The 22,247-nt window shown below is 68.4% G+C and carries 15 protein-coding genes; 3 read left to right on the forward strand and 12 right to left on the reverse strand.

Going from position 1 to position 22,247, the window contains the following annotated elements; genetic code table 11:
* Positions 1 to 93: 93 nt before the first annotated feature.
* The 5 genes from ACFZBP_RS04850 to ngcE form a co-directional block, all read right to left on the reverse strand.
* Positions 94 to 1,194 (reverse strand): substrate-binding domain-containing protein, encoded by a 1,101-nt coding sequence (locus ACFZBP_RS04850; RefSeq protein WP_391410362.1) that lies wholly within the window; start codon positions 1,192 to 1,194, stop codon positions 94 to 96.
* A 133-nt stretch (positions 1,195 to 1,327) separates the two neighbouring features.
* Positions 1,328 to 2,527, reverse strand: a complete 1,200-nt coding sequence (locus tag ACFZBP_RS04855; protein ID WP_048583725.1) for an ROK family transcriptional regulator — start codon at positions 2,525 to 2,527, stop codon at positions 1,328 to 1,330.
* A 210-nt stretch (positions 2,528 to 2,737) separates the two neighbouring features.
* On the reverse strand, positions 2,738 to 3,673 hold the full coding sequence (locus ACFZBP_RS04860; protein ID WP_391409962.1) for an ABC transporter permease subunit: 936 nt from the start codon (positions 3,671 to 3,673) through the stop codon (positions 2,738 to 2,740).
* 202 nt (positions 3,674 to 3,875) lie between these two features.
* A complete protein-coding gene (locus tag ACFZBP_RS04865) occupies positions 3,876 to 4,799 on the reverse strand; it encodes an ABC transporter permease subunit (RefSeq protein WP_391409964.1) in 924 nt (307 codons plus the stop codon).
* Positions 4,800 to 4,848: 49 nt separating this feature from the next.
* Positions 4,849 to 6,315 carry an N-acetylglucosamine/diacetylchitobiose ABC transporter substrate-binding protein gene (ngcE, locus tag ACFZBP_RS04870; protein WP_391409967.1) on the reverse strand — a complete coding sequence of 489 codons (1,467 nt, stop codon included), beginning with the start codon at positions 6,313 to 6,315 and terminating at the stop codon, positions 4,849 to 4,851.
* Positions 6,316 to 6,679: 364 nt separating this feature from the next.
* Between ngcE and ACFZBP_RS04875 the strand changes: the two genes are divergently transcribed.
* Together ACFZBP_RS04875 and ACFZBP_RS04880 are read left to right on the forward strand one after the other, a co-directional pair.
* Positions 6,680 to 10,489, forward strand: a complete 3,810-nt coding sequence (locus ACFZBP_RS04875; RefSeq protein WP_391409969.1) for a GH92 family glycosyl hydrolase — start codon at positions 6,680 to 6,682, stop codon at positions 10,487 to 10,489.
* A 20-nt stretch (positions 10,490 to 10,509) separates the two neighbouring features.
* Positions 10,510 to 12,489 (forward strand): alpha-glucuronidase, encoded by a 1,980-nt coding sequence (locus ACFZBP_RS04880; protein WP_391409971.1) that lies wholly within the window; start codon positions 10,510 to 10,512, stop codon positions 12,487 to 12,489.
* On the opposite strand, the gene ACFZBP_RS04885 is transcribed toward ACFZBP_RS04880, so the two are convergent.
* Genes ACFZBP_RS04885 through ACFZBP_RS04905 form a run of 5 tightly spaced genes read right to left on the reverse strand, consistent with a single transcriptional unit; the run spans position 12,483 to position 18,737 of the window.
* On the reverse strand, positions 12,483 to 14,507 hold the full coding sequence (locus ACFZBP_RS04885) for a beta-galactosidase (RefSeq protein ID WP_391409973.1): 2,025 nt from the start codon (positions 14,505 to 14,507) through the stop codon (positions 12,483 to 12,485). The two genes, ACFZBP_RS04880 and ACFZBP_RS04885, sit on opposite strands and share 7 nt — an antisense overlap.
* Positions 14,504 to 15,190, reverse strand: coding sequence for a hypothetical protein (locus tag ACFZBP_RS04890; RefSeq protein WP_391409975.1), 687 nt, complete (start codon positions 15,188 to 15,190; stop codon positions 14,504 to 14,506). The genes ACFZBP_RS04885 and ACFZBP_RS04890 overlap by 4 nt, the downstream gene beginning before the upstream one ends.
* Positions 15,187 to 16,842, reverse strand: coding sequence for an extracellular solute-binding protein (locus ACFZBP_RS04895; RefSeq protein WP_391409977.1), 1,656 nt, complete (start codon positions 16,840 to 16,842; stop codon positions 15,187 to 15,189). Before ACFZBP_RS04895 ends, ACFZBP_RS04890 begins: the two co-directional genes overlap by 4 nt.
* A 36-nt stretch (positions 16,843 to 16,878) precedes the next feature.
* A complete protein-coding gene (locus tag ACFZBP_RS04900; protein WP_383445763.1) occupies positions 16,879 to 17,751 on the reverse strand; it encodes a carbohydrate ABC transporter permease in 873 nt (290 codons plus the stop codon).
* A complete protein-coding gene (locus tag ACFZBP_RS04905) occupies positions 17,745 to 18,737 on the reverse strand; it encodes an ABC transporter permease (RefSeq protein ID WP_383445760.1) in 993 nt (330 codons plus the stop codon). Before ACFZBP_RS04905 ends, ACFZBP_RS04900 begins: the two co-directional genes overlap by 7 nt.
* A gap of 185 nt (positions 18,738 to 18,922) precedes the next feature.
* Here ACFZBP_RS04905 and ACFZBP_RS04910 point away from each other — a divergent pair, with 185 nt between their 5' ends.
* The gene (locus tag ACFZBP_RS04910; RefSeq protein ID WP_391410364.1) at positions 18,923 to 19,909 is read left to right on the forward strand and encodes an acetylxylan esterase; all 987 of its coding nucleotides are present in this window, start codon (positions 18,923 to 18,925) and stop codon (positions 19,907 to 19,909) included.
* A gap of 180 nt (positions 19,910 to 20,089) precedes the next feature.
* Here ACFZBP_RS04910 and ACFZBP_RS04915 read toward each other — a convergent pair whose 3' ends face one another.
* Both ACFZBP_RS04915 and ACFZBP_RS04920 read right to left on the reverse strand, forming a co-directional pair.
* Positions 20,090 to 21,187 (reverse strand): lytic polysaccharide monooxygenase, encoded by a 1,098-nt coding sequence (locus tag ACFZBP_RS04915; RefSeq protein ID WP_391409980.1) that lies wholly within the window; start codon positions 21,185 to 21,187, stop codon positions 20,090 to 20,092.
* Between the two features lie 105 nt (positions 21,188 to 21,292).
* Complete coding sequence (locus tag ACFZBP_RS04920; protein ID WP_391409982.1) at positions 21,293 to 21,970, reverse strand: winged helix-turn-helix domain-containing protein; 678 nt, start codon at positions 21,968 to 21,970, stop codon at positions 21,293 to 21,295.
* Positions 21,971 to 22,247 lie beyond the last annotated feature (277 nt).

Genomic DNA, 22,247 nt, shown 5'->3' on the forward strand with positions numbered 1-22,247 from the left:
GGAGGAGTCTTGTGCAGTCATGTCCCGTGCGGGAATTCAAGGACGAATTCCCGCACCTGGAAAGGGACCTGGGACTGCTTTCGCCGAAGCGGCTCAGCCGGTGACGCCGGCCTTGTCGCAGGCGGCCTTGTACTTGCCGGTGCAGATCTCGGCGGCGGTGTAGACGCCGTCCTTGATGACGGTGTCGTTGATGTTGTCCTTCGTCAGCGAGGTGACGGGGACGAGCACGGACGGGACACCCTTCGCGCTGCCGCTGTCGACCTTGTCCTTGGCGATGGAGTCGAGCGACTTGCCCTGGGCGAGCGCGACGGCCATCTCGGCGGCGGCGGTGGCCTCGGGGGCGTACGGCTTGTAGACGCTCATGTACTGCTCACCGGCGACGATGCGCTGCACGGCGGCGAGCTCCGCGTCCTGACCGGTGACCGGGACGTCGATGCCGGCGGCCTTCAGGGCGGTGATGATGCCGCCCGCCATGCCGTCGTTGGCGGAGTAGACGCCGACGATCTTGTCCTTGCCGAGGGCCGAGATCGCCGCCTCCATGTTGGCGTTGGCGTTCTCCGGCTTCCACTCCTTGGTGTCGTACTCCTTGCCGATCTTCACCTTGCCGTCGAGGGCGGAGTGCGCGCCCTCCTTGAACTGGGCGGCGTTCGGGTCGGTGACGGAGCCGTTCATCATGACGATCTGGCCGTCCTTGGCCTTGGCGCCCAGGGCCGTCAGCAGGGCCTCGCCCTGGGTCTTGCCGACCGACACGTTGTCGAAGGACGTGTAGGCGCTGATCGGGCCCTCGGCCAGGCGGTCGTAGGCGACGACCTTGATGCCCTGGTCCACGGCCTTCTGGACGGAGTTCTTGATCGCCTTGGCGTCGACGGCGTCCAGGATGAGGACGTCCACCTTGTTGGTGATCATGGTGTCGACCTGCTGCGCCTGCAGGTTGGCGTCCTGCTTGGCGTTGTTGTAGTCGATCGTCGCCTTGCCGTTCGTCAGCTCCTTGATCTTCTCCTCGATCAACGGCCGGTCGAACTTCTCGTAGCGAGCGGTCTGGTTCTCCGGGAGCAGGAGACCGACCTTGATGTCGTCGCCCTTGGCGGCGGAAGCGGTGGAGTCGTTGCCGCCGCCCGCTTCCTCGGCGCTGCCACAGGCAGCCAGCGAAACGGCCATAGCACCAGCGGCAATGGCGACAGCGGCACGACGCATACGCGTGTTCACTTCAGAAACCTCCCTGACGAGGCCGCGTCGTTGCGGCCGAGGTGGCTGGAAGTCAACTCGGCCACACGTGCGACGTCAAGAAGTAAATCCTTAACGGGTTGGCAACGGTGCCATCCGTTCTCTAAGTGAAGGCAGGCGCGGCCGCGTGCAGCGTGCTGTCCAAAAGGGTTGAATCACCCATCTCGCTGAGCGCGAGGGCGAGGGCGCCGAGCACCTCCGCACGACCGCCAAGTGCCCCGGGGAGAACGGACAGTTGGCGCGCCGCGCTGGGGATGGCGTAGCGGCCGACGGACTCCCGGATCGGCCCGAGGACCAGCTCACCGGCCTCGGCGAGATCACCGCCGAGGACCACGCGGCTCGGGTTCAGGAGATTGCAGAGGTTCGCGACTCCACTGCCGATGTGGCGGCCGACGTCGGCGATCACCCGACGGCAGCCCGGGTCTCCGTCCCTGGCCAGCCGTACGACACCTTCCATGGTCAGATCCGTGCCGTGGCTGGACTGGAGGAGCGGCAGCACATAGCGCGCGGCCGCGAAGGTCTCCAGGCAGCCCCGGTTTCCGCAGCGGCAGACCGGGCCGGATTCATCAAGGGTAATATGCCCGATTTCTCCCGCCGTGCCGCCGGGCCCCCGGTAGATCTTGCCGCTGATCACCAGACCGGCGCCGACACCGCTGGCGACCTTGATGTACGCCAGGTCCCGCACGCCCCGTCCACTGCCCCAGACCAGCTCGCCGAGGGCACCCAGGTTGGCGTCGTTGTCCACGTGCACGGGCACCCCGAGCCGCCCCCGTAGCTCCTCGGCGGGCTTGGTGCCGGTCCAGCCGGGCAGGATGGCGGTCGAGCCGAGGGTGCCGGACTCGACGTCGATCGGGCCGGGGACGCCCAGGCCGACCCCGGCGATCTTGGACCGGTCGACGCCGGTCGCCTCGATCAGCCGGTTGACCAGCTCCTCGGCCCGGTCGAAGCCCTGCGTCGAGGAGGCGTCCACATCGAGCGGTTCGGACTCCTCGGCGAGCACCTGGTGGGCGAGGTTCCCGACGGCGACGCGCAAATGCGTATGGCCGAAGTCGACCCCTATGACGATGCCGGCGTCCCCGCTCAGCGAGACGCTGCGGGCCCGGCGGCCGCCCGCCGATGTGGGCGTGACCTCGACCGTTCCGCCGTCCTTGAGCTCCCGGACGATGTTGGAGACCGTCGCCGCGGACAGTCCCGTGGTCCTGGCGATCTCCGCCTGGGTGAGCGACCCGGCCAGCCGGACGGCCCGCACCACCCGCTCCAGGTTGGCTCGGTGCAGCGACGACTGCGACCCCGGAGTCTCCACGACGACCTCCTGCGCGCGGGGCCGCTTCGGTGAGGCCCCGTTACGTGTCCAACTAGTGAACTCTAAGCTGAGCCGTTCGGGTTGCCTCCCGTCAAGAGGTTGAACCGGATCCGGGACTGTGTACGCGCACACGTAAGCCGCCCCTGTGTGGGACGGCTCACGTGTGACGTGGGGTGATGTGGCGCTCACCCTGGAGCGAACAGAGAGCGTCTACTTCAGCGCACCGGCCGTCAGGCCCGCCTGCACCTGCCGTTGGAAGATGAAGTAGACGATCAGGACCGGCAGCATCGCGATCATCATGCCGGCCATCAGGGCACCCCAGTCGTTCTCGTAGCCCTGCTGCAGCGCGATCATCGCCAGTCCCTGGGTGAGCACGTACTTGTCCTCGTTCTGGTTGAGGACCATCGGCAGCAGGTACTGGTTCCACTGCCCCAGGAAGTTGAAGATGCCGATGCTGATCAGGCCCGGCTTGGCCATCGGCAGCATCACCTGGAAGAACGTTCGCGTGTGCGACGCCCCGTCGATCAGCGCGGCCTCCGCGACCGACGTGGGCAGTGTGCGGAAGAACGCGGTCATGAAGAAGACCGTGAACGGCAGCGAATAGGCGATGTAGACCAGGATCAGTCCCTGGTACGTCGCCAGCAGCGAGCTGCCGGGGAAGTCCCGCAGCACGAAGAACAACGGGATGACCAGCATGAAGACCGGGAAGGACATGCCGGCCACGAACATGAAGTAGATGAACCGGTTGCCCGGGAAGGTGAACCGGGCCAGCACATAGGCGGCCATCGATCCCAGCACCATGGTGCCGATCACCGAACCGCCGACCACGATCGCGGTGTTGAGGAAGTACTGGCCCATGTTCGCCTTGTTCCAGGCGTTGGCCCAGTTCTCGAAGTGCAGCGAGGTCGGCAGCCCCCACGGGTCGGAGAGGATGCCGTTGCTCGTCTTGAACGAGCTCCACAGCACCCACAGCAGCGGTACGCCCACCATCAGCGCCCACAGGACGAGCATGCCGTGCGAGAAGACGTGCAGGACGCCGCCCTCGGAGCTGCGGCCGTCGGTCGCGCCGAGCTTCTTGGTGAGGCCCGGACGGTCCTCCCCGTCCGTCTTGGTGACCGTGCCGGTGTTCGTCGTGTCCGTCGTCATGTCGCCCGTAACCCCCTAGGACCTGTCCAGCGGGCCATGCCGGAGACGCGGGGTCTGGCACGCACATCTGCCGCGTTGTCGTCGGTCGCCGACGCTCCGCGTCGACTCCCTCCTCCGCCTTGCAGCTGCACGCACCAGACCCCGCTCACCTGTGTCAATGAGGTTCCGCATCTTTCCTCCAGCCTGGCCCGCCGGACAGGCCCTAGAACTCGATCCGCTCACGCCGCGCGAAGCGCAGGGTGAGCACTGCGAACGTCATGGTGACGATGAGCATGGCGACGCCCATCGCGGACGCGTAGCCGAACTGGCTGTCGCGGAACGCCGTCAGGTACAGCCGCAGCGGCATGACGTCCGTGGCGCCGTCGGGGCCGCCCATGTTGACCGACATGATCTGCACCAGGGCGAAGCCGTCCAGGGCGATGATGCCCATGTACACCCAGCCGGTCTGCACGGTGTCCCACAGCAGCGGCAGGGTGATCCGGAAGAAGGTGTGGAAGCGGCCCGCGCCGTCCAGCAGTGCCGCCTCGTAGATGTCCCGCGGGATGGACGCCATCGCCGCCGAGAACAGCACGACGTAGAAGCCGACGTGGGACCAGATCATCACCACCATGATGCACAGCAGGGCGAGGCTCTTCTCGCCCAGCCAGGCGTTCTGCCAGCCGTCCAGACCGACCGAGCCCAGCAGGGAGTTGAGCATGCCGTCCTGCGGGTCCGGGTTGTAGATGTTGAACCAGATGACGGCGATGATGGTGATGGAGATGACCTGCGGGAAGAAGAAGACGAAACGGTAGAACTTCGAACCCGCGACACCGGTGATGACTTCGTTCTTGCGTCGCTTTCCGCCGACATTGAGCATGAACGCGAAGAACAGGCCGAGTCCCAGCGTCACGATCGGCACGGCGATCAGCATGTAGACGTTGTGCCGCAGCGCGTTCCAGAAATCCTCGTTGTGCCACAGCTTTTCGAAGTTCTCGAATCCGACGAACTTCGCCGTGCCGACAAGCCCCGACCAGTCGGTCATCGAGATCTGGAACGCCTGGACGAACGGCGAGATCACGAAGACCGCGTAGACGATGACGGGCAGGGCCAGGAAGCCCACGATGAATCGGTATTTGCCGTGTTGCATGGTGCTTCCCGGCCCTTCCCGTTGAGTGCCGCTGTGCCGGACCGGACGCTTACTTCTCGCGCTTGAACTTCTTCACCGAGTCGTCCTTCGCCACGGCGTCGGCGTATGCCTGCGTCTTCTTGATCCAGTCGGCCGCGCTCATCTCACCGGTGAGCAGCTGCCCGGTGAGACCGCCGATCTTCTCGTCGGTGAGCGAGGGGTACCACTCCTGGAGCTGGAGGCTGATGATGTTGTCCCCGGCGTCCTTGAACGCCTTGCTCGCCGACGCCAGGCCCGGCGAGAGAGTCATGCCCTCGGTGGCGTCGACCACACAGGTGAGCGACTTGACCTTGGTGGCGAAGTTCTGCGCGTGCTTCTTGGAGAGCATGATGCGCAGCAGCTCCATGCCGCCGGCCGGGTTCTTGCCCTTGGCGGAGACGATGTACGGCTCGCTGGGCTCGGCGCGCAGGGTGCCGTGCGGCAGCTTGTCACCGCTGGAGCCGTCGAAGAGGGCCCCGACGGACATCTGGAAGTCCTTGGGCGTGGTCGGGGCGGCCTCGTTCTCCACCCAGGAGCCGTTGGGGATGAAGACGGCCTTGCCCTTGTTCCAGGCGGTCTGCGACTGAATGTGCGTCAGGCCCTGGCTGCCCGCGAGGAAGTACTTCTTGGCGGCCAGCTCCTCGTAGTGCTCGACGACCTGCTTGACGGCGTCGTTGCTGGTCCAGGCGTTCGGCTCCAGGTTGTCGATGGCGATCCAGCCGTCCATGCCGCCGATCTTGGCGATCTGGGCGAACAGGTTGAAATGGACGTAGTACGGATACTTTCCGGCGTATGTCCAGGGCGCGATGCCCTTCTTCTTGATCTCGCCACAGAGCTTGACCATGTCGTCGAGGGTCTTGGGGTATTCCCAGCCGTTGTCGTCGAGGGCCTTCTGCGAGTACCAGGTGCCGTAGATGGTGAAGGCGTAGTAGAGCACGTCGAAGGTGTCGCCGTGCTTGCCCTTCTCGATGGTACTCGGGTGGATGACGTCCGAGATCTTCTTGCTCGCGTCGTCCAGCGAGGGCGCGTCCAGCAGCGCCTTGAGGTCCTGGAGCTGGCCCTGGGTGGACAGCTTGTTCATGTCGAGGTGGTCGGCGCCGGAGTTGTCGATGACGTCCGGCGGGTTGCCGCCGGCGAAGCGCGGGGTGAGCTTCGGGCCGACCTGCTGGGTGCCGGTGTGCTTGACCTCGGCCTTGTACTTGGCCTTGTAGTCGGCCTCGGCGTCCTTGGCGTACTGGTCGCCCAGGCCGCCCTTGAAGATGAACGCCTCCAGCGCGGTGCCCTCCTTGACCCCGAGCGGGTTGGTGGCGGACTTCGCGCCGCCGGGCGCCTTGCTCTCCTCGTCGCTGCCGCCGCCACCGCCGGTGGCACACGCCGACAGGAAGGCCATGGTCGGGACGGAGATCAGACCGAGCGCGGCGGACCGCCTGATCAGGTCGCGGCGCCCCACACCTGCGGAGCCGTTGTTCTCAGGGTTCTCGGCGGAAGTGGATCCCATGCTCAAGTCCTCGCCTTCTCCAGGACTCAGGCGGTGAACCGGATCCTCCCGGCACCGCGGTCGGGTCGAGCTGGTCGTGCAGGCTGGGTCGTGCAGGAAGTGCGAATCGTGTGAATCGCCGACAGGTATAGTCCACTTCCCGCCAACGGAGCAAGATCGAATGCAAGGTTCCCCGGTGGTCTTTTCCGAGTTGAGACCTGCCGGAAATATGAGCGGCCTGTGTGTTCCTTGGCGGAAAAATCCCTGTCATAGCCCTCGAATGGCACATCCAACACCCTTGACACGACAGAGCACTTGAGCCACAACTGTTCCTTGCGCAGCGATGTTGACAACGTTGTCCCGTGCGCAGGGAGGGTACCCGCTTATGCAGCAGAGAGCTCGGCACAGATGGGGTGGACCGGCGGTCGTGTCGGCGGCCGCCTTCGCTTTGACCGTGGGCTCACAGGGCGCGGCGGTCGCCCTGCCCGCCGCCCCCGCGGCGGCCGACCTGGGTTTCACGTCCTCGTTCGAGGCGGACGATCCCGCACCCGACTGGCTCAACACCGTCGACACCGCGCCGGACGGCGCCAAGCGAGCCTCGGGCGTCGACGGCGGCTACAGCAGTGGCATTCCGGGCAATGTGACCGACCATGTCACGGACGTACGGGCGAGCGGCGAGAACACCGGCGGCGGAGAGGTGAAGGAGAACCTCACCGACGGCGAGTCGAGCAGCAAATGGCTGGTCTTCGAGCCCACCGGATGGGTCGAGTTCGACCTGGACAAACCGGTGGGAATAGCGAAGTACGCGCTCACCTCGGCCAACGACTACGCCGAACGTGACCCCCGCGACTGGACCCTGAAGGGCTCCACGGACGGCAAGGACTGGAAGACCCTGGACAGCCGCTCGGGTGAGACGTTCGCCGAACGGTTCCAGACGAAGACGTACGACCTCGCGGAGCCGGCCGAGTACCAGCACTTCCGGCTGGAGGTCACCGGGAACAACGGCGCCGACGGCATCCTCCAGCTGGCCGACGTCCAGTTCTCCACGGGCGGCGGCGACGGCCCGGTGCCGCAGGACATGCTCTCCCTCGTCGACCGCGGCCCGAGCGGATCGCCGACCGCGAAGGCGGGCGCCGGCTTCACCGGCAAGCGGGCGCTGCGGTACGCCGGCCGGCACACGGCGGACGGGAAGGCGTACTCGTACAACAAGGTCTACGACGTGAACGTGGCCGTCGGCCGCGACACCCGCCTTTCCTACCGGATCTTCCCGTCGATGGCGGACGGCGACCGCGACTACGACGCCACGAACGTCTCCGTCGACCTCGCCTTCACCGACGGCACCTATCTGAGCGACCTCGGCGCCACCGACCAGCACGGCTTCCCGCTGTCGCCGCGCGGGCAGGGCGCGGCGAAGGTGCTGTACGTCAACCAGTGGAACCACGTCGCCTCGCGCATCGGGTCGGTCGCGGCCGGCCGGACCGTCGACCGGATCCTCGTGGCGTACGACTCCCCCAAGGGCCCGGCGAAGTTCCAGGGCTGGCTGGACGACATCGCGCTGAAGGCGGTAGCGCCCAAGAAGCCGAAGGCGCACCCGTCGGACTACGCGCTCACCACCCGCGGCACCCTCTCCAGCGGCGGTTTCTCGCGCGGCAACAACTTCCCCGCGACGGCCGTGCCGCACGGCTTCAACTTCTGGACGCCGGTGACGAACGCGGGATCGCTGAGCTGGCTGTACGACTACGCCCGCGCCAACAACGCCGACAACCTGCCGACGATCCAGGCGTTCAGCGCCAGCCATGAGCCCAGCCCCTGGATGGGTGACCGGCAGACCTTCCAGGTGATGCCGTCGGCCGCCTCCGGCACCCCGGACAGCGGGCGTGAGGCACGCGAGCTGGCCTTCCGGCACGAGAACGAGACCGCGCGGCCGTACTACTACGGGGTCCGGTTCGAGAACGGGCTCAAGGCGGAGATGGCGCCGACCGACCACGCGGCGGTGCTGCGCTTCACCTACCCGGGTGACGACGCCGGCGTGATCTTCGACAACGTGACGGACCAGGCGGGGCTCACGCTCGACAAGGACAGCGGGACGTTCACCGGCTACTCGGACGTGAAGTCCGGGCTGTCGACGGGCGCGACCCGGCTGTTCGTGTACGGCGAGTTCGACAAGCCCGTCACCGACGGCTCCTCCAGCGGAGTCAAGGGCCACCTGCGCTTCGCCGCCGGTGCCGACCGGACCGTCACGCTCCGCCTCGCCACCTCCCTCATCAGCGTCGACCAGGCGAAGGACAACCTGCGCCAGGAGGTCGACGGCGCCTCCTTCGAGACGGTGAAGTCGCGCGCCCAGCGCCAGTGGGACCGGCTGCTCGGCAAGGTCGAGGTGGAGGGCGCGACGCCGGACCAGCTGACGACGCTGTACTCCAGCCTGTACCGGCTGTACCTGTACCCGAACTCGGGCTTCGAGAAGGTCGACGGGAAGGACCGGTACGCGTCCCCGTTCTCGCCGATGCCGGGCCCGGACACCCCGACGCACACCGGCGCGAAGATCGTGGACGGCAAGGTGTACGTCAACAACGGCTTCTGGGACACCTACCGGACCACCTGGCCGGCGTACTCGCTGCTCACACCGAGCCAGGCGGGCGAGATGGTCGACGGCTTCGTGCAGCAGTACAAGGACGGCGGCTGGACCTCCCGCTGGTCCTCCCCCGGCTACGCCGACCTGATGACCGGCACCTCCTCGGACGTCGCCTTCGCGGACGCCTACGTCAAGGGCGTCGACTTCGACGCGAGGTCGGCGTACGACGCGGCCGTGAAGAACGCGACCGTGGTGCCCCCGTCGTCCGGCGTGGGCCGCAAGGGCATGGAGACCTCGCCCTTCCTCGGCTACACCAGTACCGAGACGCACGAGGGCCTGTCGTGGGCGCTGGAGGGCTACCTCAACGACTACGGCATCGCGAGGATGGGCCAGGCCCTGTACAAGAAGACCGGCGACAAGCGGTACAAGGAGGAGTCGGCGTACTTCCTGAACCGCGCGCGGGACTACGTCAACCTCTTCGACTCCGAGGCGGGCTTCTTCCAGGGCCGGGACGCGAAGGGCGAGTGGCGCGTCGAGTCCTCGAAGTACGACCCGCGCGTGTGGGGCTACGACTACACGGAGACCAACGGCTGGGGCTACGCCTTCACGGCGCCCCAGGACAGCCGGGGCCTGGCCAACCTCTACGGCGGCCGCGGCTCTCTCGCCGACAAGCTCGACGAGTACTTCGCCACCCCGGAGACGGCCTCGCCCGACTTCGTCGGTTCCTACGGCGGAGTCATCCACGAGATGACGGAGGCGCGGGACGTCCGGATGGGCATGTACGGCCACTCCAACCAGGTCGCCCACCACGCGAACTACATGTACAACGCGGCGGGTCAGCCCTGGAAGACGCAGAAGAACGTCCGTGAGGTGCTGTCGCGGCTGTACGTCGGCAGCGAGATCGGGCAGGGCTACCACGGCGACGAGGACAACGGCGAGCAGTCGGCCTGGTACCTGTTCTCCGCGCTGGGCTTCTATCCCCTGGTGATGGGCAGCGGCGAGTACGCCATCGGCTCGCCCCTGTTCACCAAGGCGACGGTCCAGCTGGAGAACGGCCGGAAGCTGGTGGTGAAGGCGCCGAAGAACAGCGCTCGCCATGTGTACGTCCAGGGGCTGAGGGTCAACGGCGTTCCGTGGAGGTCGACTTCGCTGCCGCACTCGCTGATCGCGAAGGGCGGGGTCCTGGAGTTCGACATGGGGCCGAAGCCCTCGTCCTGGGGCACCGGCAGGAACGCGGCGCCGGTCTCCATCACCCAGGACGACGAGGTGCCGACGCCGCGTGCGGACGTGCTGAAGGGTGACGGGGCGCTGTTCGACGACACCTCGGGCACGGAGGCGGGCGTCACCTCGGTCGAGCTGCCGGTGTCCGAGGGCGGTGCCAGGGCGGTGCAGTACACGCTGACCTCGCCGAAGGACCGGACGAAGGCGCCGACCGGCTGGACCCTTCAGGGGTCGAAGGACGACGGGACGACCTGGCGGACCCTCGACCAGCGCTCCGGGGAATCCTTCACCTGGGACCGGCAGACACGGGCGTTCTCCGTGGGGTCGCCGGGTACGTACGGGAAGTACCGCCTGGTGCTCGACGGCGAGGCGGTGCTGGCGGAAGTCGAACTGCTCGGCTGAGCAAGGGAGTTGGGGTTCTGATGCAGGGTGTCGATCCGGCCTGGCTGCCGGACGGGGCGTTCCGGCCGATCGGCACCCGGCGGACGCTGATCCGTGGTGCGGGTCCGTTGGTGGACACGGTGCACGGGGAGGTGGCGCAGGCCTGCCGGCGGTTCGGGGGCCGGGTGGTGCGTGCCGCGGGTGCGGACGGCACGGCGTACGACCTGGTGCTCGAACTGACCGGCCCCGAGGGGCTCGGCTCCGAGGGGTTCACCTGCCGGCGCGAGGACGGCGTCACGCACGTCACCGCGTACGGTCAGGCGGGGCTGCTGTACGGGCTGTTCCATCTCGTGCGGCTAGGTGAGCGCGCCTTCTCCCAGGACCGGCAGAAGCAGGCCCACCGCCCGGCCCTCGCGCTGCGGATGCTGGACCACTGGGACAACGTCGCCGTGCACCCGGTGATGGGCCAGGTGGAACGCGGATACGCCGGCGGGTCGCTGTTCTGGGCGGACGGCCGGGCGCGCGGCGAGCTGCTGGGCCGGGTGCGGGCGTACGGCAGGCTGCTCGCGGCCTGCGGGATCAATGCCATGGCCGTGAACAACGTCAATGTGCACGAGGTCGAGGCCCGTCTGCTCACGAACCGGATCGGCGAAGTCGCCGCCGTCGCGGACGCGTTGCGGCCGTACGGCATCCGCGTCCACCTGTCGGTGACCTTCGCGGCGCCCATGGTGCTGGGCGGGCTGCCGACGGCCGATCCGCTGGACGAGGGCGTGCGCGACTGGTGGGCGGAGTCGACCTCGCGGGTGTACGAGGCGATTCCCGACTTCGGCGGGTACGTCGTCAAGGCCGACTCCGAGGGCCAGCCGGGGCCGTTCGCGTACGGCCGCAGTCACGCGGACGGCGCGAACATGCTGGCCGCCGCCCTGCAGCCGTTCGGCGGCACGGTGCACTGGCGGGCCTTCGTGTACGACCACCGCCAGGACTGGCGGGACCGGACGACGGACCGGGCGCGTGCCGCGTACGACCATTTCGTGCCGCTGGACGGGCAGTTCGCCGGGAACGCCGTGCTCCAGGTGAAGCACGGGCCGATGGACTTCCAGGTGCGGGAGCCGGTCTCGCCGCTCATCGGTGCCATGCCGCGGACCCGGCTCGCGGTGGAGGTGCAGGCCACGCAGGAGTACACCGGGCAGCAGCGGCACGTGTGCTGGCTGGGGCCGATGTGGAGCGAGGTGCTGCGGTTCCGGGCGGACGGGGAGTCGGCGGTCGGCGAGTTGGCGCGCGGCGGGCTCGTCGCCGTGTCGAACGTCGGTGACGACCCGTTCTGGACCGGGCATCCGCTGGCCCAGGCGAACCTCTACACCTTCGGGCGACTGGCCTGGCAGCCGGACGCGAATCCCTACGGGCTGCTGGACGAGTGGATCAGGCTGACCTTCACGTCCACGAGGTCCGAGGAGAGCGCGCGGCTGGAGGCGGGCCTCTACGCGGTGCTGGCCCAGTCCTGGCGGACGTACGAGAAGTACACCGCGCCGCTCGGCGTCGGCTGGATGGTGCAGCCCGGTCACCACTACGGGCCGAGCGTGGACGGCTACGAGTACAGCCCCTGGGGCACCTACCACTTCGCCGACCGCGACGGCATCGGCGTCGACCGGAGCGTGGCGACCGGCACCGGGTACACCGGTCAGTACGCCAAGCGGTGGGCCGAGCTGTACGAATCGCCCGCCACCTGCCCCGACGAGCTGTTGCTGTTCTTCCACCACGTGTCGTACGACCATGTGCTCCACAGCGGGAAGACGGTGATCCAGCACATGTACGACACGCACTGCGAAGGCGTGGAGGAGGTGGAGGAGGCCCGCGCGGTGTGGGCCTCGCTGGCCGGACTCGTGGACCCGGCGCGCCACGCGCGGGTGGCCGAGCGGTTCGAGGAGCAGCTCCGCAGTGCCCGCGAGTGGCGCGATCAGGTCAACAGCTACTTCTTCCGTAAGTCAGGTGTGCCCGACGCACATGGGCGCCGCATCTACTGACTGCGGAGGATCACTGTGCCGAGCGGGTCGATGGTCAGGGGCTCGCCCTCCTCGATCCGCTTGCCGGTCAGCAGGTCGGTCGCGGTGGTGTGGGCGGTGAGGTGGGTCGGTTCCGGGGCGTGGTTGAGGAGGAAGTGGAGGCGGGCGCCGTCGGGGGCGACCCGGGTCGCGGTCTCCAGGGCGGGATGGTCGGCGTAGGGGCCGAGCAGGTCGTGGCGGGCCAGGACGCGGCGGACGACCGAGTCGACGCCGGGCTGGTCCAGGGCCGTGGCGACGTACCAGCCCTCGCCTCCCGCGTCGCCGAACCGGTGGCGGGTCACGGCCGGGGTGCCGGCGTAGAAGTCGGCGCCGTAGGTCCCGACCGGCTCGGCGCCGCGGGGCAGGACGATCTCGAAGACCAGGCGGGCCTCGCAGGTCGGCTGCCCCAGCTGGACGGGCTGGACGACCTCCGGTGGCCGGGCGTCCCATTCGTCGACGCGGACGCCCATGAGCGGGGCGAGCGGACCGGGCACGTCGGTGGGGAAGGCGCGGTCGTGTTCGTCGACGCGGCCGGAGAGAAAGGTCGTCAGAACGGTTCCGCCGCATGCGGCGACGGCTTCCAGGCGCTGTGCCAGGTCTCCCTTGACCATGTGCAGGACCGGCGCGAGGACCACGTCGTACGCCGTGAGGTCGGCCGTGACCGGGACGACGTCCACGTCCGCGCCGGCCTCGCGGGCGGCCCGGTAGTAGGCGTGGACCACCTCCTGGTACCGGACCAGTCGGGACGGGCCGTCGGAGATCTCCAGGGCCCACCAGCTGTCCCAGTCGAAGAGCAGGGCGACCCGGGCCGGGGTGCGGGCGCCGAGCGTCGCGCTGCCCAGGGCCTCCAACTCCCGTCCCAGTTCGGCCACTTCACGGAAGACCCGGGTGTCGTCCCGGCCCGCGTGGCCGATCACTGCGCCGTGGTACTTCTCGCAGGCGCCCCGGGAGGCGCGCATCTGGAAGTAGAGAGCGGCGTCGGCGCCGTGGGCGACGGCCTGGAAGGTGGCCAGCCGCAGCTCCCCCGGCCGGCGGAGCGGGTTGACGTCACGGCAGGCCGTGGTGGACGGCGTCTGCTCCATCAGCCAGAAGGGGGCGCCGTCCTTCAGACCGCGCATCAGGTCGTGGGCGAGGGCGGGCCAGGTCGGCGGGGCGTCGAGGGGCGGATAGCTGTCCCAGGACGCGAAGTCGAGGTGGGGCGCCCAGCGGTGGTAGTCGAGGGGGCGAAACATGCCCATGAAGTTGGTGGTGACGGGCGTGTCCTGGTCGTGGGCGCGGATCACCTCCTTCTCGGCGAGGAAGCAGCCGAGCAGGGCGTCGGTGGTGAAGCGGAAGTAGTCGAGGGTGATGCCCTGGAAGGCGGTGTGGTCGGGGCCGCGCCAGTGCTCGGTGAGGGCGCTCGGGGGCTCGATCTCACCGAAGTCGGTGAAGCGGTGGGACCAGAAGGTCGACCACCAGGCGTCGTTGAGGGCGTCGAGGGTGCCGTACCGGCGCTGGAGCCACTCCCGGTAGGCCTCGGCGCACAGGTCGCAGTAGCAGGCGCCGCCGTACTCGTTGTTGATGTGCCAGGCCAGTAACGCCGGGTGGTCGGCGTAGCGTTCGGCGAGGCGGGCCGCCATGGCGGTGGCGTGGTCGCGGTAGGCCGGTGCGCTGGGGCAGAAGTTGTGGCGCTGGCCGTAGCGGTGGCGGCGGCCCTCGAAGTCGGTGCGGTTGACCTCGGGGTGGCGCTTGGCGAGCCAGGGCGGGAGGGCTGCGGTGCCGGTGGCCAGGCAGACCTGGCGGTGCTCGGCGGCGGCGCGGTCCAGGACGCGGTCGAGGACCGTGAAGTCGTAGGCCCCGGGGGCGGGTTGGGTGATCGACCAGGAGAAGACGCCGACCGTGAGGGTGTCGATGCCGGCCCGCGTGAACAGACGGTGGTCCTCGTCCCGGACCGGCTGCGGCCACTGCTCGGGGTTGTAGTCGCCGCCGTACGCGATCTTCGGGGTGCGCGGCGCTGTCATGCGGTGAAGTCCTCCTGGGTCTCGGCGATCACCGGGCGGCCGCTGTGCAGCAGGGAGAGCAGCAGCGGGGCGGCCAGCAGAGCGGGCAGGGCCTCGGTCAGCAGGGCGGTCGACGCGGCCACCAGGACGAGCAGGGAGGCGGCGGCGAGGGTGGTGCGGGCGTGCCGGACCAGGAAGTAGGCGGCGAGGCGGGCGGTGTCGCGGGTGCGGAAAGCGAACAGCGAGGTGAGGAGCAGGGCGTGCGCGCCCCACAGCAGGGAACCGACGCCGATCACGCCGAGCAGGACCGCCCACCAGCCGGGCAGGCCGGTGGCGGCGAAGTGGGTGAGGGTGAAGGCGATGACCGTCAGCCAGGCGAGCAGCGGCGTCCAGAGCTTGAGCGCGGGCAGGGCGTTGAGGCGCCAGCCGCGTGCGTAGGTCCGGGCCGGGTGCAGTTCGGTGAGGTCCCGGCTGCGGTGGTGCAGCGCGTACAGGGCGGCGGACAGGGCTGGGCCGAGCGGCAGCAGGCATACGGCGGCCAGGGGCAGGTTGGCCGGGTCGGGGCCGACGAGGAGCAGGCCGGCGAGTCCGGGTGCGGCGGCGAGGAGCAGCAGGGCCTCGACGGTGACCAGGGTGTGGATCAGGGCGGCGGCGCGGGAGAGGGCCCCCGCGCCGAAGTCGGCCGTGGGGGCGCCGCTGCTCACCCGTTGTCCTTCTTGAAGCGTTCGTACGCCGTGTTGTGCAGGTCGACGAACTTCTCCATGTTCTTCGCCTTCAGCTCGGCGACGTACGCGTCCCATTCGGACATGGGGCGTTTGCCGAGGACGAACTTGAGGGTGTTCTGGGTGACGTGGTCCCTGAGCGGGGTCTCCCACAGGGACGCCTGTTCCTGCTCGAAGGACTGGAGCGGGTGGGCCGGGGCGATGGGTGTCTGTTCGCGCTGGGACATGGCGTCCTGGAACTTCTTCTCGTCGGGGCTGAACATGGAGGAGACGAGTTCCCAGCTGCCGCCGTAGGCGAAGACGCCGTTGTAGAAGCCGTAGTCCTTCTGCATGTCCTTCGGGGCGTCCGGGTCGGAGCCCATGAGGCTGATGCCGGGCTTGGGCTGGTACTGGCCGCCGGAGTGGGTGTAGGTGACGCCCTCGACACCCCAGCGCGCGAACCGCTGGCCCTCGTCGGAGTACCACAGCCAGTCCACGAACTGCATCATCGCGACGAAGCTGTCGCTCTTGAGGGCCTTGCTGGAGATCATGACGCCGTTCTCCAGCCGGACGCCGCCCAGCACCACCGGGCCGGCGGGGCCGAGCGGCACCGGGATCATCTCGATCTTGGCGCCCTTGACCTGCTTCTCCAGGTTGAAGCGGTACTCCTGCACCAGGACCTGCGGGTTGGCGCTGATCGCGAAGGACTTCTCGCCCAGCAGTTTCTGCGCGGCCTCGTCGTCGGTCTGGGTGAAGCTCTCGGGGTCCACCAGCTTCTCGGCGACCAGCTTGCGCACGTACTCGACCAGCTGCCGGTAGGCGTCGGTCGCCCCGGTGAAGACGAACTTCCCCGCGTCCGCGTCCCAGTCGATGTTGTCGTACGTCCATCCGGCGCGGACGCCGTAGGCCTGGCCGAGGTAGCTGAAGAGGGCGGCGGCCGGGTAGGGCGTGTTCTTGCTCCAGCGGTCGGAGAACGGGTAGCGGTCCGCGTACTCCTCCTTGATCGCCTTGAAGACCTCGTACACCTCGTCCCAGGTGGTGGGAAGGCTCAGTCCGAGGCGGTCCAGGATGTCGGTGCGCAGCGCCAGCGAGTAGCCGGATCTGGGCTTCTCGTGCAGGCCGGGCAGCAGATAGAACTTGCCGTCGGACTGCCGGATGGAGTCGAGCTCCGGCTCCAGCTTCCAGCGCTCGACCTTGTCCCGGAAGTTGGGCATGAGGTGCGTGTAGTCGCTGACCGGGAGGACCGCGCCCGACGACACGAACGCGACCTCGGAGGGGTGGTAGGTCTTGGGGATCAGGAACGGGGCGTCGCCCGAGCCGATCAGGACGCTGCGCTTCTTCTCGTAGTCGACCAGGGGGACGGCGACGGGCTCGAAGGTGACGCCGGTGCGCCGGGTGAGCTCCTTCCAGAACAGCCAGCCGTCCTTCAACGGGTAGACCGGGTTGTTGCTGTGCAGGACCGAGAAGGAGAGCGCCTCGGTCGCCTTGAACTGCTGGCCGACCCGGTAGTCCTTCATGGCGCCGTTCCGCTTCTTCGACAGGTCCTTGGAGTCCTCGCCGTCGTCGCCGCTGCCGCATCCGGTGAGGGTGGCGAGTCCGATGAAACCGGCGGCGGCGAGGATCTGACGCCGTGACAGCTGGCCTGCGTTGTGCACGGATGACACGGTTACTCCCTTGTTAGCCCTGGACCGTCAGCCCTTGACCGCGCCGAGCATCACGCCCGAGACGAAGTAGCGCTGGACGAACGGATAGACACAGAGGATGGGCAGCGAGGTCAGCACGATCGTGACCGCCTGGATGTTCGCGCCGACCTGGCTGAGCTGGGCGTCGGCGGCGCCCGCGTTGCCGCCCGTGGTGGCGCCTGAGATGAGGTTGCGCAGATAGACGGTGACCGGCATCAGCTCGGACCTGTCCATGTAGAGGAAGGCGCTGAACCAGGAGTTCCAGAAGGACACCGAGTAGAACAGCACCATCGTCGCGACGACCGCCTTGGACAGCGGCAGCACGATCCGCAGCAGGATGCCGTAGGTGCTCAGTCCGTCGATCTGCGCGGCCTCCTCCAGTTCGGTCGGCAGGCTCTCGAAGAAGGCCTTCATCACCAGCAGGTTGAACACGCTGATGGCGTTGGGCAGCGCGATGGCCCAGACGCTGTTCTTCAGGCCGAGGCTGGTGACGAGGACGTAGTTGGGGATCAGGCCGCCGGTGAAGAACATGGTGAACACGGCGACCCCGACCAGGGCGCCGCGTCCCTTGAGGTGCTTCTTCGACAGGACGTAGGCGTAACAGGTGGTCAGGATCATGGCGACGGCGGTGGCGACCACCGTGTACAGCACGGTGTTGCCGTAGTTCCGCCAGAACATGGCGTCCTGGAACACGATCTTGTACGTGGTGAGGTTGAAGCCCTCGGGCCACAGCGTCACCTCACCGGCCCTGATCTGCCGCTCCGCGCTGAACGAGCGGGCGATGATGTTGACGAACGGGTACAGCGTGACGATGACGACCAGGGTGAGGACGACGCCGTTGACGCCCTGGAAGACGCGGTAGGAGCGGCTCGGCTTCACCACAGGCTGGTCCCCACTGTGCGGCGTGAGAGCTGGTTGGCCGACGTGATCAGCACCAGGCCGATGATCGCCTCGAACAGGCCGATGGCGGCGGCGTAGCTGAAGCTGTTGGACTCGACGCCCGCGCGGTAGAGGTAGGTCGAGATCACGTCGGCCTTCGGATAGGTCAGCGGGTTGTACAGCAGCAGGACCTTCTCGAAGCCGACGGCCAGGAAGGTGCCGACATTGAGGATCAGCAGCGTGATCATGGTGGGGCGGATGCCGGGCAGGGTGACGTGCCAGATCTGCTGCCAGCGGTTGGCGCCGTCGATGCGGGCGGCCTCGTAGAGGTCCTCGTCGATGGTGGTGAGCGCGGCGAGGTAGAGGATGGTGCCCCAGCCGGCGGTCTGCCAGATCTCGGAGCCGACGTAGATGGTGCGGAACCACTCGGGTTCCTGGATGAACCGGACCGGGTCGTGCCCGAACCAGCCCAGGACGTGGTTGATCGGGCCGTCCGTGGCGAGCATCTGCAGGGTGATGCCCGCGACGATGACGATCGACAGGAAGTGCGGCAGATACGACACCGACTGCACGAACCGTTTCAGCGAACGTCTGCGCACCTCGTTGAGCAGCAGGGCGAGCACGATCGGGATCGGGAAGCAGAAGACGAGCGTGAGTCCGCCGAGCCACAGGGTGTTGCGGAACACCTGCCAGAAGGTGGGGTCGCTGAGGAACATCTCGACATAGCGCAGGCCCACCCACTGCTCGCCGAAGATCGAGCCGCCCGGTTCGAAGCGCCGGAAGGCGATCACGTTGCCGAGCATCGGCAGATAGCGGAAGACCAGGAAGAACAGCAGCGGCAGCACGGCGAGCGAGTACAGCTGCCAGTCCCGGCGCAGCGCCCGGCGCCAGCCGACGCGTGTCGTCCGTCGCCCGCGGCGGGATGGGGCCCTGGTCGGCGGCGGCTCCTTTGTGCCGGGTGGTGGAGCCGAGGTGGTGGAGGTGCTCATGCAGGTGGCCTCCCGGTGGCACCGAAAGTTTCGGAGTCGTACCGGCAACTTTGCGGCGAGGTTAGGGGCGGGTGTAATGGCTGTCAATGGGACTGACAGGGAAGGTCAGTTGAGGAGGTCGGGACCGGGACGAGCCGGAGGTTACGAAACATTCTGTTGGAGAAGCGCAACAATCGGAGGCCATGTTGCCCGCGTTCGACCTGCCGTTGACGGACCTGGAGCACTACCGACCCGACCTCCAGGAGCCCGCCGACTTCGACGAGTTCTGGCACGACACGCTCAAGGAGGCGGACCGGCACGAGGTGTTGGTGGCGTGCGAACCGGTGGAGACGGGGCTGCGGCTCACCGACACCTGGGACGTGACCTTCCGGGGTTTTGCCGGCGACCCGGTGCGGGCCTGGTTCAGCAGACCGGCCGGGGTGCGCGATCCCCTGCCGGCCGTCGTCGAGTACGCCGGCTACGGCCGGGGCCGCGGCCTCCCGCACGAGCGGCTGACCTGGGTGAACGCCGGGTACGCGCATCTGCTGATGGACAACAGGGGCCAGGGCGACCAGTACGGCAACGGCGGCGCCACCCCTGACCCGCACGCCACGGCGCCGGGTGGCCCCGGCCCCGCCGTACGCGGCCTGCTCTCACCCTGGGACCACCACTACCGGCGGCTGATCACGGACGCGGTACGCGCGGTCGACGCGGTCCGCGCCCTGCCCGGCGTCGACGGCACCCGCGTCGCGGCCGTCGGCAACAGCCAGGGCGGCGGACTCGCGCTCGCCGTCGCCGGACTCGTCCCCGGCCTCACCGCGCTCCTGGCCACCGCCCCGTTCCTGTGCGGCATCCGCCGCGCCCTCGACCTCACCGACGCCTCGCCGTACGGCGAGATCGCCGCGTACCTCTCGGTGCACCGGGACGCCGAGCGGGCCGCGTACACCACGCTCTCCTACCTGGAGGGGATCTCCTTCGCCCGCCGCGCTCACGCTCCGGCCCACTTCGGCGTCGGCCTGCGCGACACCGTGTGCCCGCCGAGCGGGGCCTACGCCGCCTTCAACCGCTACGCGGAACTGTCGGACGCCGAACCGCGCAAGGAGATCCACCCCTATCGGTTCAACGGCCACGAGGGCGGCGACGCGGTGCACGTACGCCGCCAACTGGACTGGCTGGCAGGCCAACTGGGTTGACGTCGTTGTCCGTTGAGGCGATAGAGTCATGCACAGACCATTCGACAACGTTGTCGGACACTCTGGTCTCCCCCGGCCACGCACCATCCGGACGGTCCCACTTCCCCCCTCGGGCCCGTCCGGCTCGCGGACCCGGTGGACGGCGACCCACCGTCCACCGGGTCCGCCCCGAGCCGCGGTTCAGCCCACCCGGCAGGGCAGACCGCTCGTACTGTCGCCGCCGGAGCCGGAGACGACGTAGCCGAAGGTCGTGCTCTCACCCGGATCGAGGGAGCCGTTCCAGTCGGCGTTGTGGACCATCACGTCCTGACCGGTGTAGGTCGCGTTGCCGCTCCACAGGCTCTCGACCTTCTGTCCCGCGGGAAGCGTCCAGTCGACCATCCAGCCGAGCATCGGCACGTCGCCGGAGTTGGTGACGGTCACCTCGGACTGGTAGCCGCCGGACCAGGTACCCGTCGTGCGGCGGGTGGCGGAGCACTCGCCGGGCACCGGGTCGGTCGGGTTGCCGGGCTCCTTGATGCCGGTGACCTCGCCGTTGCCGCCGTCGAAGACGATGTCGGAACAGGAGTAGAAGGTCTCCGCGCTGTCCGAGCGCTGCCAGACCATGTAGATGATGTGGCGGCCCGACTTGTTCGCCGGGAGCTGCCCCGACCAGGAGTAGTTGGCCTCGACCGTGCCCGGGGAGCCGTTGAGCGGCGGGTGGTCGACCGAGAGGAAGGGCCGCTCCTCCATGTCGTCCCAGGTGAGGGTCTGCTTCGGGTCGAAGCCGTCCTTGGTGATGTAGACGTGGAACCAACCCGGGTGCGCGGCCCAGGCGTTGTAGGAGAAGTCGACGGTCGCGCCCGAGGTGAGATGGGTCAGCGGCCAGTCGTCGCGCGGGGCGTTGAAGCCGGTGAAGTTGGTGTTGCCGCCGCTGCAGAGCTCGCCGTCGGGCACGAAGCCGCGGGTGCGGCCGGCGCCGTCGGAGCGCAGCACCGAGAACCAGTTGTAGAACGGCGTGGTGCCGCTGACCTGCTGGGCCGCCCTGCAGGCCGGGTTGACGGGCTTGATCTCACCGGTGTCGGTGAGGCCGTCCTGCCAGCACAGGAAGGTACGGCTGCCCGGCTTCATGGGGGTGCCGTGGGCCTCCGCCTCGCCGCCGGTGCTCATGACGAGGGCCACCGCGGGGATGGTCGCGAGCAGGGAGACCAGGACGAGGAAGAGGGCTCTGGCGCGGGTGGGGAATGTTAATCGGCGGGGCGGGGTGGTCCCGGTCGCCCCCTGGTTTGTCAGGATCATGACAGTCAGGTCCGTTCCGTCAGGCACAGGCCGTGCGGGTCCTTGTGTGGGCGTGCGTGCGGATGCGCGGGGCGGGAACGGTCCGGGGCGACGGGTTCCGGTCCGTCACTGTGGGAGCGCTCCCACCCCGTCTGTTGCGGAAGGTAGCGCCGGGGGGCGTGGTTGTAAACGCCTGACGCACAAGGCGTCGCGGGAAGGGCGGGCCCGGTCGTCGCGGACGCGCACTACGCACCGGTTGCTCCTGGCCTCCACGACCCCACGTGCGCACCCGACGACGCCGCCAGCTGGCGTACAAGTGCCCCTTGTCTCCGCCCGTGGCCACGTCTCCTTGATCCACGCGACGACGGCGTCCTCGTCGCGTTCGGCGGCCCGACGCTGCGGGGCCTGCATCGTGAGGCCCATCCGGTGCGGGATGCGCCAGGTCTGCGCGGGGCTGAAGCGGACATGGAAGTGCCGGGCGATCACCGTGGCGATGCGGTCCGGCGTCCATCGCTGGTCCTCCACCCAGCCGTGCGCGGCCGGCCCCTTCCCCAACTCCGTGGCCAGCCACTTGCGCCAGCCGGGCTTCATCCGGGAGGGCTGCCCCGACAGGCTCTCGGACCGAAGCGCCTCCACGCCACCCTCCCGCCAGCGGGCATGCCAGGCGTAGGCGGACTTGCGTGAGACCCGTAACCGCCGCGCGACCAGCGGCGGCGTCACACCTTGAGCCAATAACTCGGCGGCCTCAAACCGCACTTGCTCCCGCTGAGCCCGCTGCATCGCGGTCAGCCCCCCCATCGGCATACCTCATGACACCGCGATACACCCACCAGCGAGATCACCGTCGCCCCCGGCCGAAAACCTCAGTAGCCCCACAGTGAGCCTGTGGTGAGAGCCGCTCCCCGGGACCCCAGAAGCAAGGCGGCGTGGAGCGCCCCGTGCGTGGGGAGCGGTCACCGCTTCACCTTCCGGGATGAAGTGAGGCCATCCGCCGGACCTCTTGACTCCCCTTTAAGTGGCTGTCATTCTCTGTGCCAAATACTAGCACACCATACCACTATGTGGCACAACGGAGTTCGGG

The sequence above is a fragment of the Streptomyces sp. NPDC008086 genome, from assembly GCF_042957325.1.
In the GTDB taxonomy this organism is placed as follows: domain Bacteria; phylum Actinomycetota; class Actinomycetes; order Streptomycetales; family Streptomycetaceae; genus Streptomyces.

What these genes read in the sequence shown, in the direction of transcription:
- ACFZBP_RS04875 (WP_391409969.1), top strand. Translation starts at nt 6,680, where the DNA reads ATGCAGCAGAGAGCTCGGCACAGATGGGGTGGACCGGCGGTCGTGTCG.
- ACFZBP_RS04915 (WP_391409980.1), bottom strand. Translation starts at nt 21,187, where the DNA reads ATGATCCTGACAAACCAGGGGGCGACCGGGACCACCCCGCCCCGCCGA.
- ACFZBP_RS04850 (WP_391410362.1), bottom strand. Translation starts at nt 1,194, where the DNA reads ATGCGTCGTGCCGCTGTCGCCATTGCCGCTGGTGCTATGGCCGTTTCG.
- ACFZBP_RS04885 (WP_391409973.1), bottom strand. Translation starts at nt 14,507, where the DNA reads ATGACAGCGCCGCGCACCCCGAAGATCGCGTACGGCGGCGACTACAAC.
- ACFZBP_RS04865 (WP_391409964.1), bottom strand. Translation starts at nt 4,799, where the DNA reads ATGCAACACGGCAAATACCGATTCATCGTGGGCTTCCTGGCCCTGCCC.
- ACFZBP_RS04905 (WP_383445760.1), bottom strand. Translation starts at nt 18,737, where the DNA reads ATGAGCACCTCCACCACCTCGGCTCCACCACCCGGCACAAAGGAGCCG.
- ngcE (WP_391409967.1), bottom strand. Translation starts at nt 6,315, where the DNA reads ATGGGATCCACTTCCGCCGAGAACCCTGAGAACAACGGCTCCGCAGGT.
- ACFZBP_RS04920 (WP_391409982.1), bottom strand. Translation starts at nt 21,970, where the DNA reads ATGCCGATGGGGGGGCTGACCGCGATGCAGCGGGCTCAGCGGGAGCAA.
- ACFZBP_RS04860 (WP_391409962.1), bottom strand. Translation starts at nt 3,673, where the DNA reads ATGACGACGGACACGACGAACACCGGCACGGTCACCAAGACGGACGGG.
- ACFZBP_RS04880 (WP_391409971.1), top strand. Translation starts at nt 10,510, where the DNA reads ATGCAGGGTGTCGATCCGGCCTGGCTGCCGGACGGGGCGTTCCGGCCG.